Consider the following 15,025-nt stretch of genomic DNA (forward strand, 5'->3'; position numbering starts at 1 on the left):
ATTTCCTTGGAAAATCTTATTTAAGACAAGCTGTTGTCGCAAGGGAAACATGTTGTCTTGAATAGCAATTTTGTATGGTTTTTGCATTATCCCGGTTTTACTAGAATATCCCCTACTGTCATCACTCTCCAACCAAGTTTCCAAAAAGCAAGTAGCGATTCTCTATGCGGGAGGGCCGGATTTGGCTCGATTATTGGCATTTGGCGTTGAGTTTTTGTATTGAAAAGATTGTATCCATCATGCCTGCTGTTAAATTCACGCTGACGCACCGTTTCAGCAAAAAGCTCGTAGCGATGCAGCGATGGACAAAGATCGCCATGATGCTGGCGGCGGACCTGATTGCGTTGCCAGCATGCTTCCTGATCGCCATGTTGTTGAGGCTGGGCGATTTTCAAGCTGCCGGAAGCTACGGCTTGGTCCCCTATGTTGTGATTGGCCTGCTTACCGTTGGCGTATTTATCCTGTCTGGCTTGTACCGTGCGGTTATCCGCTTTATCGACCAGACCTTGCTGCGTTCCAGCGGCATTGGATTGGCGCTGGCGGTAGTGGCCGCCTATGCAGCCTCGTTTTTCTTGCAATCCCCGGCGTTGCCGCGTAATGCGCTGGCCATTTACTGGTTCGTGGCTTTTTCCTACGTCGTGGGGTCGCGGCTGGCCGTTCGCACGTTTTTGCGGCAGCATCTTGCGCCGCGCCTGACGCACCAGAATGTCATTGCAATCTATGGTGCCGGCAAAACCGGCGCGAAGCTGGCGCAGGCAATCCGGGTTAGCGACAAATATTGCGCCGTGTGTTTTTTCGATGAAAAAGAATCACTGAACAATCATAATGTCGCCGGCTTAAAAGTATTTCACACCACCCGCATGCCGGCATTGGTGAAAGAACTGGGCATTGGCCTGATCGTGATGGCCATTCCGAATGCGCCGGCAGCGCACCGCCGACGGATCATGCATGATGCGAATGAAGCGGGTATCAAGGTCAGGACGCTACGTAACGTCATTGATCTTGCCGATGAAACCATCTCCCCTCAGTCGATCCGCGAAATCAAGCTTGAGGATCTGCTTGGCCGCGAACCGGTCCCGCCGCAAGTTGACCTGTTTGCCAGATGCGTACAAGGCAAGAATGTGCTGGTTACCGGCGCTGGCGGCTCTATCGGCAGCGAACTGTGCCGTCAGATCATGGCGCAGAAACCAGCAGCGCTATATCTGCTGGATCATTCGGAATATGCTCTGTACACCATTGAGCAGGAGTTGCGTGCCCATTTTCCTGATGTGGCAATTCACCCTTGCCTGGGGTCGGTTTGCGATGTGACGATTGTCGAGCGTGTTTTGCAAGATGGACGAATCGATACGGTCTATCATGCCGCAGCCTACAAGCATGTTCCGTTAGTCGAGGCGAACATGGCCGAAGGCATTCGCAACAACGTGACCGGCGCGCAGGTAATTGCAACAGCCGCCGACAAGTTCCACGTGCAGACATGCGTGCTGATTTCCACCGACAAGGCAGTGCGGCCGACCAATATCATGGGCGCCAGCAAACGCATTGCGGAATTGATATTCCAGGCCGCTGCACAGAAGCCCTGCACCGCAACCACGTTTTGCATGGTCCGGTTCGGAAATGTGCTTGGGTCATCCGGATCTGTAGTGCCACTTTTCAGGCGGCAGATCGAGGAAGGCGGTCCGATCACGATTACCCATCCCGAAATCGTGCGCTATTTCATGCTGATACCAGAGGCAGCGCAACTCGTGATTCAGGCGGGAGCGATGGCCAGGGGCGGCGAAGTGTTCGTGCTGGACATGGGCGAACCGATCAAGATTGTCGATTTGGCCCGCACCATGATTGACATGGCCGGGCTGGAGGAGAAAAACGAGGAAAATCCGGATGGCGAGATCGAAATTCGCTATGTCGGTTTACGCCCTGGCGAGAAGTTGTACGAAGAACTCTTGATCGGCAATGAGGCCGAGGGCAGCGCCCATCCGCGCATCATGCGCACGACCGAATATTCGATTGCGCCAGAGATGCTTGAGCAGTTGATAGGCGACTTGACGCTTGCATGTGGATCGGGGCACAGCGAGTCGATAAAAGAGGCAATGCGGGAAATCGTCAGGGAATATGGTCCGCAGTCTGCACCTCAGTCGGATAGGGAGTTGCATCAGGTTTCCGAAGCAAGCCTCGCAGTTCAAGTCGGTAATTTGAAATGAAAAAATAGATCGGCAGCCTGAAACGCCATTTGAGCTAATAAATATGTCCAATCAAAAAATGCTCCGCGCTGGCGTATCGATCGGCCTGGCTCTGGTACTTGGCCGATTGGTTGGATTCATTCGGGAACTGCTGCTGGCAAGGAGTTTTGGAACGAGTAGCACTGCCGACTGGGCCGTCCTGCTATTTTCGTTTCCTGACCTGGTGGTAAATTTGCTGCTTGGAGGGGCGCTGGCCGCCGTGCTGATTCCGGAATGGGCCAGGCAGGGCAGCACGGAGCGCCGGCATTTGTATAACGCTGCCCTGGCCATTGTCGGCATTTCATTTGCAGTGCTTGCCGCAGTATTGTGGATTGGGCAAACGGGCATATTTTCCTACCTTGCCCCGGGGTTGGACAAAACCCTGGCGCCGCAGGGTGCCCAGGCATTCATATTTATCTTGGCGGCAATTTTATTGACTGCGCTCGCAGGCGTAACGACGGCGTATTCCAATTTCCTGGGCGCGGTTTTTGTGCCGGCGATGGGAACATTCGTCCTCAATCTGTTTGTCATTGCCGGCATACTTCTGGCCGTCCGGGCCAAGTCGCCTTTAATCGTGTTCGGCGCAAGCATCTGTCTTGGTGCGGCAATCCGCTGGGCAATGCAATTGTGGAATTTGCGGTGCACGCCGCAGCCGATCGCCATTGCGCCAAAAGAAGTCTCCGCACCTGGAGGAATAGCACGGCTGATCCCGAGATATTTCCAGGTATTGACCTCGGCCAGCCTCCTGTTGCTCGTGCCGGTGATTGCGCGCGCCTATGCCAGCGGTCTCGGTAGCGGGAAAATGGCGCTGATGAACTATGCGCAAAAGATGGTAGAACTTCCTGCCGGAATCGTTGTTACGGTGATATCGACCTTGCTGCTCCCCCGTTTATCCAGGCTGATTGCTGAAGCTTCGGAGAGTCGCCAGGTTGTGGAGACCTTCGACGCTTCGGTAAAGTTTACTATGGAGATCTCATTAGCCGTATTGTTGCCAGTATTGTTCTATGCCGATGCCATTTGTAACGTGCTGTTCGGCGGCGGGGCATTGCAGGAAAGCGATCTGGCCATGATGGCCAAGCTTCTGGCGATTGGCTTGCTTGCGCTGCCGTTGCAGGGATTGATCGCCGTCCAGGTTTGCGTCTACAGCGCCATGCGTGATACGATCACGCCGCTCATTGCGAGCGCGATTGCAATCGTACTGTTCTTGTTTGGCATTCGCTATGCAACTGATGCCTACGGCCTCGTCGGCATCGGCGTCGCCATCGTTTTCTTCCAGTTGTTCGTATTGAGCGTTCTTACAACGCGGATACGCCGCCAAATCGACGTCAGTTACATCAAGATCGTTTCCGATACGGCATTTTTGCGAGGCGTAGGTCTTTCCATCGGGGTTTTTCTAATATTGTTTTCACTTAGTGGAATAATTGGAAAGACTGATTGGTTCCGGTTGGGTTGGGCAGTGCTTTCAGGCGGGGCAATGCTGCTATGTATCATGCTGTTCAATCCCAAAAATAGGTCGTTGATAAAAGCGCAATGGCGGCGAGTATGAAATTAATGATGATTTTGAACGATCCGGACGTGGCAAAACTGGCCGCTTCCTCGGGTGTGGATCGTATATTTGTTGATCTGGAAATAAACGGGAAATTTGCGCGTCAGGGTCACAAGGACACGCTGATCAGCAAGCATTCTTTTGACGATGTCGAACGGGTCCGCAAAGCGGTCCCCGGAGCATCGCTGCTTGTCCGCCTGAATCCGTGGTACGAAGGTTCGCGCGCCGAGATCGATCGGGCGATCAGCCTTGGCGTGGATATTCTCATGCTTCCCATGTTCAAGCGGATCGATGAGGTCGAGGCATTCTGCGATCACGTCGCCGGGCGCGCTCAGGTAATCCCGCTGCTCGAAACGGCAGAGGCCGCAGAGATTGTCGACGCCGTCGCCGCATTGCCGGGCGTCACCGAAGTCTATATTGGCCTCAATGACTTGCATCTCTCGATGCACAAATCCTTCATGTTCGAGTTGCTGGTTGATGGCACTGTTGAACATCTGGCCAAATCCATCCTGGCCCAGGGCAAGCCATTCGGCTTCGGTGGCATCGCCAGAATCGGCGAAGGCTTGCTTCCGGCCGAGAAAATATTGGCAGAACATATACGCCTGGGCTCGTCCAGTGTCATCTTGTCGCGTACCTTCCATCGCCCCTATGATGACAAGCTGGCAGGCGATTCGCCCATGAATCTCAAGCTGGAAATCGATAAAGTGCGCTCTGCCGCGCTACGATACGGCACCAGCGATGCAGCGGTCCTCGCGGAAAACCGGAACGAATTAAAACGGATTGTCGGTGAGATCACGAAAGCCGCAGAACACGCTGGCTGATCGACTATATTTGTGGAATAGAGAAAATAACTATGTGCGGCATATTCGGGTATTTTGACCGTCGCGGTATTGACCTTCCGCCAGATCGCCTGGAAAGCATGGGGCGAGTGATCAGGCATCGCGGCCCTGACGATCAGGGCATCTACCGCACCAGTGGCATGGCGATCGGCAACCAGCGACTCTCCATCATCGATATCGGTGGCGGGCATCAACCCTTTGTTTCGGACGACGGGCAAGTCGTGGTAGTGCAGAACGGCGAAATCTTCAATCACGTCGAACTGGCGCAAGAGCTCGAAGGAACGCCTTTTTCGTGCAGGACGCGCTCTGACACGGAAGTGCTCCTGCGTCTTTATGAAAAAGAGGGCATTGGTTTCGTCAGCAAGCTCAACGGCATGTTTGCCATTGCCATCATCGATCACCGCTCGCGCGCCATGTATCTCGTGCGCGACCGAATCGGCGTCAAGCCGCTTTACATTCATGATGACGGCAACCGGGTCGCGTTCGGTTCGGAGATCAAGTCGATTCTGGAAGCCGGGGTTCCGGCCGCGTTCAATCCGGTTGGTTACCATCACTATCTGACCTACAACTATGTCCCGGCCCCGCATACCATTTTCGAGAATATCTGGCATGTGAAGCCCGGCCATTTTTTGCGTATTGATGCGCATGGCTCCAAGGAAACCCGTTGGTGGAATCTCGCCGAAGTCCAGCCGGTAGAGGGACGCAGCGAGAGTGACTGGATCGAGGAATTCAATCATATCCTCGACGACGCCGTGCGTATCCGCTTGCGGGCCGACGTGCCGTTCGGCGCGTTTCTTTCGGGCGGCGTGGACTCCAGCACGGTCGTTGGCCTCATGACGCGCCATACCAGTCAACCGGTCAAGACTTTCTGCATCGGCTTTGACGATCCGCGTTTCGACGAGTCGATCTATGCCCAGCAGGCCGCCGACCGCTTTGGCACTGCACATACGATGCAGCGCGTTGCGCCGAACATGCTCGGACTATGGCCAATGGCAACCTGGCACTGCGACCAGCCGCATGGGGATGTCTCGTTCCTGCCGACCTACAAGGTTTCCGAACTCGCTGCGAAACACGTCAAGATGGTGTTGACAGGCGACGGCGCCGACGAAATGTTCGGTGGTTACGACAAGTATGTCGATTTCTTCAGTCGTCAGGATGTCTCGAAGATGAGCGACGCTGAATTCCAGCGCGCCTACTACCAGAATATCAGCCTGTTCGGCGATACGGCCAAGCAGCGCCTGTATGGCCAGCAACTTGCGCGCGAGCTTGCCGGCGTCGATTCCTTCGACGTCATCAAGCCCTTGTTCGCGGAAAGCCGCCACCAGGACCGGATCAACCAGGCGCTGTACATCGATATGCAACTGCTTCTGTCGGGGAATAACCTCGTCAAGCCTGACCGCATGGGGATGGCGGTGTCGCTCGAGGCGCGCACGCCCTTCCTCGACTATCGGATGATGGAGTTCGCCTTCCGCATGCCTGGTCACCTGAAGGTGCGCGATGGCGTTTCGAAATACCTGTACAAAAAAGCCGTCACGCCGTTGATCGGCGAGGAGCTGGCCTACCGCAAGAAACAGATGTTTACGGTGCCGGTTGGCGAATGGTTCAAGAACGAGCTCGCCGGCTATGTGCGGGAGACTTTGTTGGCCAAAGATAACGCTGTCATTAATGCGCTGGAGCAAGCACCACTGGCAAGCATGATCGACGAGCATACCCAGGGAACCAAAAACAATACACGCGAATTACGCGCATTGATCGCCAGCGCCCTGTGGTCGAGCAAATTCATGCCTTGCCAACCGTCTGCCGGCGCCTGAGGAATAAGAGCATGCCGAATAATGGCCAAGTGAAGCGTTTTGAGTTTTATCGGGGACGCGTTAAAGGCGCACTGGACCGGTTGGCGGGGGCGCTTTTTTTATTGGTGTTTTCGCCATTGATGATCTTGATTGCGTTGCTGATTTTGCTGTTCAACGGCCGCCCGATCTTTTTCATGCAAACGCGGGTTGGCCGTGGTGGCCATGCCTTCAGCATCTACAAATTCCGCACCATGACGGTTGAGAGCGGGCGTAACAGTTCCCGATCCGGTGAGGTGGCTGGCCAAAGCCTGGAGGAAGCCCGGAAACGCTTCAAGACGACCGATCCCAACGACAGGCGCATTACGGCAGTCGGCAAAATCCTGCGCAAGACGCATCTCGATGAATTGCCGCAGTTTATCAATGTGGTCAATGGCGATATGGCCCTGGTCGGACCGCGGCCCGATGTGCCTGTGCAGGAAGCGGACTATCGCCCGCGATACTGGCGCGTGCGGTGCATGGTCAAGCCGGGAATCACCGGACTGGCGCAAGTCATTTCGGCACGTTCTACGCGTCACCGGCTGGCCATGGATATCTGGTATGTCAGGAACCTGACGTTTGCGCTGGATTTGAAAATCCTGTTGCGGACGGTGATGTCGGTGATTCGGGCCAAGAGTTTTTGAGGCTATTCATGCTTGCAACCTACCGCTGGCAACTCGGTGTATTTGCTCTCGCAACGCTCGCATTTGCCGTATTGCTGGCGAGCGGACTGCTGCAGTATGAAATATGGGGGCAAATCGATTATCTGCATCGCGCTGAAATCGATTTGACATCGACGGGCATGTACGCGCACTTGCCACGCTATATCGTCGTCTCGCCCAGTTACATCCTCGCAGACCTGCTCGACCTGGATGCCAATGCGGTATTCGGCTGGTATGTGTACTTGCTTGTCTGTGCGACTTCGTGGCTGTGGCTGCAACTCCGGATTGCCGTGGCGAGACGTCCGCCCATCCGCTACTACACCTTCCTTGTCCCGTTTCTACTCGCCATGGTGATCAACGGGCGGTTTGCTTTCGGCTTGTTTGGCCTCAGCCTGATTTTATTCATTCTTGTACGTGCTCGCCTGCATGGTTTCAGTTTATGGCAAGTGGCGGGCGCCATTGCCGGCTTGCTTTTCACAAGCGTGAGCTCTGGAATTTTCACCGTCGGGCTGGCCTTCTTGCTATTAACCGTCATGCAATTCATGCGTTTCGGAAAATTTGCCGGCAGTCTCGGTATTCGAAAACTTTTCATTGGATTGGTTTGTGTTGCCGTCAGTATCCCATTGGCTGCCATGCTCTGGATTTTTCTGATGAAAAACATATCGTATTATGGTGAAGGCTTGGGAGGTATTGTTGACATGGTCAGCCATGGATTCGGATTGATCCTGAATCCCTATCCCGTGGTGGAACAATGCCTGGCCGATGACAACACCGGACTCGTCTGTCTTGCGGCGACAATGTTTGCCGGTTCCGGATATGTCACAACCATGATGGCCATATCACTGGTCAGCCTGGTGGTGGTCCTTGCATTCTGGCTGCGTCGTTCCAGCCTTATGCTTCTTGCGCGTCGAGGCGTTGGCCTGGCCTGCCTCGGCGGCGTATTCGGCCTGACGACATTGCTGTCCGTATTGTTCATTTTGCCGGTCTGGATAAAGCAAAGCGAAACCAATCCGCAGCTCGCGGACGCGTAGTCAACTGGGCTGGATCCATGGAAAAGAAAAAGATATTTTTTGTCGCATACGGTGCAGGTCATATTGGCATGCTCATTCCGGTAATTCATCAACTCCGGAAAGACGCTTCGCTCGATATCGTTGTCCTTGGACTGACGACCGCGCGCGACAAGCTGGAGGCCGCCGGCATACCTTATCTTGGTTATAGCGACCTGATAAAAGCGATGGATAACTACGCCCAGGTCAAAGCCTATGGCGAACGCCTGGTTGCCGCGCTGCCGGCGGGTACCGTTCCTGTTGAAGAATCTGTCGCCTACCTCGGAGCCAATTACGCGGAACTGGTGCAAGCCTTCGGTGAAGCCGCCGCCGCTGCGCGTTATCACTCCGAGGGGCGCCAGGCCTACTTGCCGGTTAATTTCATGAAGCGGGTCCTGGAAAAATATCAGCCCGATCTCGTGGTGGCAACGAACTCGCCGCGGACTGAAAGGGCTGCCATCGTGGCCGCCGGCGCACTGGCCATACCGGCACTTTGCCTGGTCGACCTGTTCGCCCTGCAGGAAGTCGCCTGGATCGGCGAACCCGGATACGCCGACAGGATATGTGTGCTGTCCCAGGCGGTGAAGGACATGTTTGTGGCGCATGGCCGGCAGGATTCCGAAGTTGTCGTAACCGGCAATCCGGCGTTTGATCCGCTTTCCGCCCCCGGCCTGGTAGGCGCGCGCGAATCAGTCAGGCAGGCCCATGGCTGGTCGGAGGATGACAAGGTGATCTTGTTCGCATCCCAGGTGGAGCCCTTGAAGCACCCCTTTAACGACCTAAAAGGCAATTCTGAATTGCCTCGGGACATAGAAAGGGCGTTATGCCGCATCGTTGAAAAGCACAGCAACTATCGCTTGATCGTTCGCCATCACCCCAGCGAGACAGTCGAGCCTGCGGCGATGCCAGCGCGTGTGGAAATCGGCGACAAGTCGGAGAATCTTGCAGCGCTCTTGCACAGTGTCGACGTTGTCGTGGTCATGTCATCAACAGTAGGACTGGAAGCGGCACTCATAGGCAAGCCGGTCGTTTCTGTCGACATGTCGGTTTTTACGCCAGACGCACCGTATGCGGAGATGGGTATTTCGCTGGGGGTCGGCAAGCTTGATGCACTGGAGGCTGCGGTGGACAAGGCGATAGCCGGTGGTGCACCGAACGGAGCCGTATGCGGGGATGGAAAAGCTACCGCGCGTATTGTCGCCGAGATCAAGGCGACGATCGCCTGAGTAGCATGATCGTCGCCCGTCGCTTGATACTGATCAGCCCAGAATTGTCCTGATCGATTCGATGATGCGGTCCTGCTGCGCATCGGCCATGTTGGACCCGGACGGCAGACATATGCCATTTGCGAACAAATCGGCCGATACCGAGCGGTCGCCATGATCGAATGACAGGCACTGGCTAAAGACCGGCTGCATGTGCATTGGCTTCCAGACCGGCCTGGCCTCGATGTGGTCCCCCGCCAGCTTGCCGATGACCTCGCTGCTGGTGAGCGCGGACCTGGCCGGATCCACCGTGCAGGCGGTCAGCCAGTGGGTGGAATAGCTCCACTGCGGTTCCGGCATCCATTGCAATTGCGGGCAATCTGCCAAGCCCTGGCGATAGCGGTCGTAGACGCGGCGGCGTGACGCCACACGTTCGTCGAGAACGCGGATCTGTCCACGCCCGACGCCAGCGAGGATATTGCTCATGCGGTAGTTGTAGCCGATGCGGGTATGTTCATAGTGCGGCGCCGGATCGCGCGCCTGGGTCGACAGGAAGCGCGCCTGGCGGATATAGTCTTCATTGTCCGACACCAGCATGCCGCCGCCGGAAGTGGTAATGATCTTGTTGCCGTTGAACGAATAGATGCCCATCACGCCGAAGCTGCCGCTGGCACGGCCCTTGTAGCGCGCGCCCAGCGATTCGGCGGCATCTTCCACCATGGGCACGCCATAGCGGTTGCAGAGCTCCATGATCGGGTCCATGTCGGCGCTTTGCCCATACAGGTTGACCACGATCACGGCCTTAGGCATCTTGCCAGCCTTAGCTGCATGCGCGAAAGCTTTTTCCAGCGCCACCGGCGACATGTTCCAGCTGTCCGGCTCCGAATCGATGAAGACTGGCTCGGCGCCCTGGTAGGCGATCGGGTTGGCGCTGGCGGAAAAGGTCAGGGATGCGCAAAACACCGTATCGCCGCGCTGCACGCCGAGGATGACCAGCGCCAGGTGAATCGCCGCGGTGCCTGATGCAAGTGCTGCGGCATGCCTGACACCCACATGGTCGGCGACTTCGCGCTCGAAAGCATCGACGTTCGGGCCGAGCGGGGCAATCCAGTTGGTCTTGAATGCCTCGTCGACGAATTCCCGCTCCCAGGAACCCATGTGCGGGGTGGAAAGCAGTATTTGCTCATCGAGCTCCTTGCGCTCGAGTACTTTGATGACCAGCCCTTCTCCATCCAGCACAGGCAAATGGTTGATGGCTTTTTCATTCATCAACGCCAATGCTTCCTTTTGCGTATATCCGTCGCGTAAAACAATAGACTCGATCTTGGCCAGTGAGGCAAGGCTGTCTTGCATGTTGCACCCTTGCAGCAGCAAGCGGCGGATATCGCCGTCAGTGACGGTACGTTCAAAGGTGCCCTCGGCATTGAGCACCAGGAGCATGCCAAAGCCAGCCTTGTCGAGCTTTAACAAGGCATCATGGATGGTCGCCGTGCGGCGCACTGAAATTGCTGAAATATCGATCACTTGTATTGCTCGCTTATCTAAATTTACGTGCGGGAACGCCGACATGAACGCTGCCTGGCGCCAGATCATGCAACACGACTGCCCCGGCGCCGACGACGCAGTCGTCGCCTATCGTTACGCCAGGAAGAATGTTGGCCCCGGCCCCGATCAGAACGCGCGACCCGATGCGGACGCCGCCAGCAAGTGTTGCGCCGGGGGCGATATGGGAAAAGGCGGCAACCTGGCAGTCATGGTCGACGACGGCGCCGTGGTTCACAATGCATCCCGCGCCAAGATTGGCGTCCGGCCCCAGCACTGCGTTGGCGGCGACAAAAGCGCCATCACCGATGCTGGCGCTTGCGGCGATGCAGGCGCGGGGGTGCACTACCGAAACAAGCCGCAGGCCCAGCCCGGCCAGGTATTCCGTGACCCGCGCGCGGACGGCATTGTCGCCAATGGCGACATGGAATGCGCCGACGCCTTCCAGCGCGCTGTTGAGCGGCGTGATGACACGGTGGCCCAATAGCACCTGACCCAGTTTGCGGCCATCGTCATCGGCAACCACCAATTCGCCGGGGAGCGCCGCGCTGCGCATGGCATCGATGACGACCTTGGCATGTCCTCCGGCGCCGGCGACCAATACTTTGTCAGACATCATGGCGTATCAATAAGTATTGCATTTGAGCAGAATCGCATCGGTCAGCGGCAGCGTGGCCAGATAATCCGTGATCCTCTCGCCGGCATGCCCGTCGCCATAGCAATTCATCGGCGCGTAGCGGCCTTTCTGGAGGGCGTCAGCCAGCGCCGCATGCACGCTTGGCTGTTCAGGCATCGTATCCGTCACATTCAGGTTGCGCTGACGAAGATTTTGCCGGATCCCGATGTTAATCACCGGCGTTCCGAACGTCGCTGCTTCGATAATGCCGCTGCTGGAATTTCCGACCATGATATCGCAATTGGCCATCCAGGAAACAAAGCGGGCGCGTGGCAGGTGCGTCAACAGCCGCACGCGGGCATGGTCGCGAAATTGTTCCAGCGCGCCGCGGACGGCCTCGCTGCCGGCGTCCGAATTCGGCATTAGGGCGACGACCTGCATGCCTTCGTCAAGCATGGCCTGCAGGAGTATGCGTGCGTGAGACCCGGCCTGCGCAGCTTCCTGCAATACCGGATGGAACATGAACAGGCCGATGCGCTGTTGCGGGTCAAAGCCAAGCTCGCTACAAAGCGTTGCCTTCGATAACCCCGCCAGTTCATGCAAGCCATCAAGGCCCGGGGCGCCAGTCACGAAAACATTCTCGGCCCGCTCTCCCATGCGCACCAGGCGCTCGCGTGCCTCGTCGGTTGCGACGAAGTGCAGATGGGACAGCTTGGAAATCGCATGACGGACAGGCTCATCGACGGTGCCGGAGCGCTCGCCGCCATGGATATGCGCCACATGAATGTTCAGATGGATGGCCGCCAGGGCTGCAGCCAGCATTTCGCCGCGGTCGCCCAGCAACAGGACGACTTCCGGTTTCAGTCGCTCGAACTCGTCAACGAAGCCGGCAAGCATTTTGCCGATATTGCGTGCCATGGCCGCGCCGGTAGAGTCGGAAACATCCACCGGGACTTTTGCAGAAACCGGCAGGCCGGCGGCGACGATGTCGTCGGCAGTATTTCCATGCAAGGTGGATAGGTGCATGCCGGTGACGACGATACTCAGTTCCAGCGCGGCGTGTGCCTGAATGCGGGCCAAGGTTGCCTGCATCAGGCCGAAATCCGCCCGCGTCCCGCTGACGTAGCAGATGCGCCGTTTGCCGGCACTCATCCGAGATCGCTCCATGTCAGTGTGGTGCCGGCCGGCAGGTCGCGCGCTGCCGTCTTGCCGATCGCCAGCGGCACTTCTTTCGGCGCGATGCCGGTGCCCGGCCGCAGCAGTGCGACGTCGTCGCGCGTCAGGGTTTGCCCCCGGCTGACCTGGCGCACGGTGGTCAGGCTGCGCCGGACCAGCGTGCGTACCGGCAATTCGCTTGCCATCGGCTCTTTTTTGTCTGAACCGAGCGCGCGTTCAACGTCACGGATTTGCCGGATCATCGCGGCCAGCTCGCCTGGCTCCAGCGATGCCTTGTGGTCAGGGCCGGGCAGGTTGCGGTCGACGGTAAAGTGTTTTTCGATAGTGGTCGCCCCCATCGCCACAGCGGCTACGGACACCAGCGTGCCTGCAGTATGGTCCGAGTACCCCACCGGCAAACCGGTTTCACGGTGAATGGTCTGCATTGCCCGCAGGTTGACGTCATCCACTGCGGCCGGGTAATTTGACGTGCAATGCAAGATGGTCAGGAACGCATCGAGCGCGCCCTGGTAACCGAGGCGCTGGCGCTCTGCCCGCACGACTTCCACGGCTTCCTGCACTTCCTGCAGATTTGCCATGCCGGTGGAGATGATCATCGGCACATTCTTGGCCGCGAGGTAGGCAAGGAAAGGGTGGTTGGTGATTTCGCCGGATGGCACCTTGATGCGTTTCATTCCCAGAGCCACAAGGAAATCCGCCGCTTCTTCGTCGAAGGGCGTCGACATGAATTCTATCCCTGTTTCATCGCAACGCTGGATCAAACGGCGATGCAATGCTTCCGACATTTCCAGTTGCTTCAGCATGTCGAACTGGTCGCCCGCGCCAGTTTCGCGCTTTTGATACTCCGCCTTTTCTGCGCCAGGACGCACCAGCTTTTCTGCAGTAAAAGTCTGGAATTTGATGGCATCGGCACCGCATTCGGCGGCGATATCCACCAATTGCAGGGCCAGATCGTCGTTGCCGTTGTGGTTGACGCCAGCCTCGGCGATGATAAAAGTCTTCATGGTTTTTCCTGGAAATATTGAATCGCCTGCTCCGCGACCAGCCAGTCGAATTCGGTATCGATATCCAGATTGTCGAGCGGCGCGTCCATCACTACGCCGGCGGTTGCGGCCGGCATGAATGTATTCATCTTTTGCAGCACGTCCGCTTTGATCAGGTAAAGCGCGCCGTTGACGACCAGTGCCGGCTCCAGATCCTGGGCCCTGAGTGAAGCAGGCCGTTCGGCGATCCATGGCGTCAGCGCGTGCGAGGGTGCCATCCTGAAAGTCAGATGCGGGTGCGCCGGCGCCGGGCCGACACCAATCGCGGCATCGTGTCCTTCATCAAGAAGCAGGCGCCGTGCTTCATCCCAGTGCTTGCGGGCGCGTACAGGGGTCGTGGGTTGCAGCAGCGCGATCAGATCGAAGTGCTCCCCCTGGGACGCCTTCCATTCCAGCAAGTCGAGCACGACGCTGATGGAGCTTGCCTCATCGGTTGCCAGATGCGACGGCCGCAGCCGCTGTACAGTTTGGCCGGCAGCAGCGCAGCATTGCGCGATCTCGGCGCTGTCGGTACTGACTTCGATGGCCGAGAACCATGTCATGCCGGCGGCGAAATCAATCGACCAGTGGATCAACGGCTTGCCATGCAAGGGGCGTATGTTCTTGCCTGGCAGTCGCTTCGATCCTCCGCGCGCAGGGATAATCGCCAGCGTGCGCATTAAAGTTCGATGAATCTGCGGGTGATGGCCAGCCCGATCTCGCCGCTGCGCTCTGGGTGAAACTGGGTTGCCATCAGGTTGTTGCGCTGTACTGCAGCACAGAGTCGGTGTCCGCCGTAGACGGTATCCGCCAGCCTGTCCTGGTCATTTGCGGGCGTTGCCGCATACGAGTGCACGAAGTAGACGGCGGGTGTCTGACCTGCAAAATCTCGCAGGAGGGTGCTGTCCCAGCTGCGGCCATTTTCCGGCTGGACCAGATGATTCCAGCCGATGTGCGGCACGCGTTGCGTTTCGCCGGTTGTGGTCTTGCCAGGCACTGCGCGCACGCGACCCGGCAGAATGCCCAGCCCGTCATGCTCGCCGAATTCCTCGCTGGTCTCGAACAGCATTTGCATGCCAACGCAGATCCCCAGCATGGGACGCTGGGTATCGACATAACGGCGGATTGCATCCGCAAAGCCACGATTTTCCAATTCATGCATGCATGCGCTGAATGCGCCAACGCCCGGCACCACCAGCTTTTCGGCATTCAGCACCGCAGCCGGATCTTCCGTGATCGTGACTTCTGCGCCACAATGTTCAAAGGCGCGTGCGACGTTCAGGAGGTTGCACATCCCGTAGTCAATCAAGGTAATTTTCGTCGACATTT

14 protein-coding genes are annotated in these 15,025 nt (G+C 57.2%); 7 read left to right on the forward strand and 7 right to left on the reverse strand.

Annotated features, from left to right (window positions below):
* Positions 1–86: 86 nt before the first annotated feature.
* Positions 87–680 carry a hypothetical protein gene (locus EKL02_RS18435; protein WP_241687908.1) on the reverse strand — a complete coding sequence of 198 codons (594 nt, stop codon included), beginning with the start codon at positions 678–680 and terminating at the stop codon, positions 87–89.
* Here EKL02_RS18435 and EKL02_RS02135 point away from each other — a divergent pair.
* Genes EKL02_RS02135 through EKL02_RS02165 form a run of 7 tightly spaced genes read left to right on the forward strand, consistent with a single transcriptional unit; the run spans position 588 to position 9,361 of the window.
* The gene (locus tag EKL02_RS02135; RefSeq protein ID WP_241687893.1) at positions 588–2,198 is read left to right on the forward strand and encodes a nucleoside-diphosphate sugar epimerase/dehydratase; all 1,611 of its coding nucleotides are present in this window, start codon (positions 588–590) and stop codon (positions 2,196–2,198) included. The genes EKL02_RS18435 and EKL02_RS02135 overlap by 93 nt on opposite strands.
* Before the next feature lie 43 nt (positions 2,199–2,241).
* On the forward strand, positions 2,242–3,762 hold the full coding sequence (locus EKL02_RS02140) for a lipid II flippase MurJ (protein ID WP_128900495.1): 1,521 nt from the start codon (positions 2,242–2,244) through the stop codon (positions 3,760–3,762).
* A 5-nt stretch (positions 3,763–3,767) separates the two neighbouring features.
* Entirely contained in the window at positions 3,768–4,583 is an 816-nt protein-coding gene (locus EKL02_RS02145) for an aldolase/citrate lyase family protein (RefSeq protein WP_164931927.1), read from the forward strand.
* A gap of 32 nt (positions 4,584–4,615) precedes the next feature.
* Positions 4,616–6,412, forward strand: a complete 1,797-nt coding sequence (gene asnB / locus EKL02_RS02150) for an asparagine synthase (glutamine-hydrolyzing) (RefSeq protein WP_128900497.1) — start codon at positions 4,616–4,618, stop codon at positions 6,410–6,412.
* Positions 6,413–6,423: 11 nt separating this feature from the next.
* Positions 6,424–7,071: a sugar transferase gene (locus EKL02_RS02155; protein ID WP_128900498.1), complete on the forward strand. Its 648-nt coding sequence runs from the start codon at positions 6,424–6,426 to the stop codon at positions 7,069–7,071.
* A gap of 8 nt (positions 7,072–7,079) precedes the next feature.
* Complete coding sequence (locus tag EKL02_RS02160; protein ID WP_128900499.1) at positions 7,080–8,120, forward strand: hypothetical protein; 1,041 nt, start codon at positions 7,080–7,082, stop codon at positions 8,118–8,120.
* Positions 8,121–8,137: 17 nt separating this feature from the next.
* Positions 8,138–9,361 carry a hypothetical protein gene (locus tag EKL02_RS02165; protein ID WP_128900500.1) on the forward strand — a complete coding sequence of 408 codons (1,224 nt, stop codon included), beginning with the start codon at positions 8,138–8,140 and terminating at the stop codon, positions 9,359–9,361.
* 33 nt (positions 9,362–9,394) lie between these two features.
* Here the strand turns inward: EKL02_RS02165 and EKL02_RS02170 are convergent, their stop codons facing one another.
* Genes EKL02_RS02170 through hisH form a run of 6 tightly spaced genes read right to left on the reverse strand, consistent with a single transcriptional unit; the run spans position 9,395 to position 15,023 of the window.
* Complete coding sequence (locus EKL02_RS02170; RefSeq protein ID WP_277750573.1) at positions 9,395–10,864, reverse strand: aminotransferase class I/II-fold pyridoxal phosphate-dependent enzyme; 1,470 nt, start codon at positions 10,862–10,864, stop codon at positions 9,395–9,397.
* Between the two features lie 13 nt (positions 10,865–10,877).
* A complete protein-coding gene (locus tag EKL02_RS02175) occupies positions 10,878–11,501 on the reverse strand; it encodes an acetyltransferase (protein WP_128900501.1) in 624 nt (207 codons plus the stop codon).
* A 6-nt stretch (positions 11,502–11,507) separates the two neighbouring features.
* Complete coding sequence (neuC, locus tag EKL02_RS02180; protein WP_128900502.1) at positions 11,508–12,650, reverse strand: UDP-N-acetylglucosamine 2-epimerase; 1,143 nt, start codon at positions 12,648–12,650, stop codon at positions 11,508–11,510.
* Entirely contained in the window at positions 12,647–13,678 is a 1,032-nt protein-coding gene (gene neuB, locus EKL02_RS02185; RefSeq protein WP_128900503.1) for an N-acetylneuraminate synthase, read from the reverse strand. Before neuB ends, neuC begins: the two co-directional genes overlap by 4 nt.
* Positions 13,675–14,376 carry an acylneuraminate cytidylyltransferase family protein gene (locus EKL02_RS02190; protein ID WP_128900504.1) on the reverse strand — a complete coding sequence of 234 codons (702 nt, stop codon included), beginning with the start codon at positions 14,374–14,376 and terminating at the stop codon, positions 13,675–13,677. The genes neuB and EKL02_RS02190 overlap by 4 nt, the downstream gene beginning before the upstream one ends.
* Entirely contained in the window at positions 14,376–15,023 is a 648-nt protein-coding gene (gene hisH, locus EKL02_RS02195; RefSeq protein WP_128900505.1) for an imidazole glycerol phosphate synthase subunit HisH, read from the reverse strand. Before hisH ends, EKL02_RS02190 begins: the two co-directional genes overlap by 1 nt.
* Positions 15,024–15,025 lie beyond the last annotated feature (2 nt).

Origin of the sequence: Janthinobacterium sp. 17J80-10 (assembly GCF_004114795.1) — a bacterium.
Taxonomy (GTDB): Bacteria; Pseudomonadota; Gammaproteobacteria; order Burkholderiales; family Burkholderiaceae_D; genus Paucimonas.

Coding starts and splice junctions, on each gene's coding strand:
- EKL02_RS02140 (WP_128900495.1), top strand. CDS start 2,242: ATGTCCAATCAAAAAATGCTCCGCGCTGGCGTATCGATCGGCCTGGCT.
- asnB (WP_128900497.1), top strand. CDS start 4,616: ATGTGCGGCATATTCGGGTATTTTGACCGTCGCGGTATTGACCTTCCG.
- EKL02_RS18435 (WP_241687908.1), bottom strand. CDS start 680: ATGCTGCCGCAAAAACGTGCGAACGGCCAGCCGCGACCCCACGACGTA.
- hisH (WP_128900505.1), bottom strand. CDS start 15,023: ATGTCGACGAAAATTACCTTGATTGACTACGGGATGTGCAACCTCCTG.
- EKL02_RS02190 (WP_128900504.1), bottom strand. CDS start 14,376: ATGCGCACGCTGGCGATTATCCCTGCGCGCGGAGGATCGAAGCGACTG.
- EKL02_RS02160 (WP_128900499.1), top strand. CDS start 7,080: ATGCTTGCAACCTACCGCTGGCAACTCGGTGTATTTGCTCTCGCAACG.
- neuC (WP_128900502.1), bottom strand. CDS start 12,650: ATGAGTGCCGGCAAACGGCGCATCTGCTACGTCAGCGGGACGCGGGCG.
- neuB (WP_128900503.1), bottom strand. CDS start 13,678: ATGAAGACTTTTATCATCGCCGAGGCTGGCGTCAACCACAACGGCAAC.
- EKL02_RS02145 (WP_164931927.1), top strand. CDS start 3,768: ATGATGATTTTGAACGATCCGGACGTGGCAAAACTGGCCGCTTCCTCG.
- EKL02_RS02155 (WP_128900498.1), top strand. CDS start 6,424: ATGCCGAATAATGGCCAAGTGAAGCGTTTTGAGTTTTATCGGGGACGC.
- EKL02_RS02165 (WP_128900500.1), top strand. CDS start 8,138: ATGGAAAAGAAAAAGATATTTTTTGTCGCATACGGTGCAGGTCATATT.
- EKL02_RS02175 (WP_128900501.1), bottom strand. CDS start 11,501: ATGATGTCTGACAAAGTATTGGTCGCCGGCGCCGGAGGACATGCCAAG.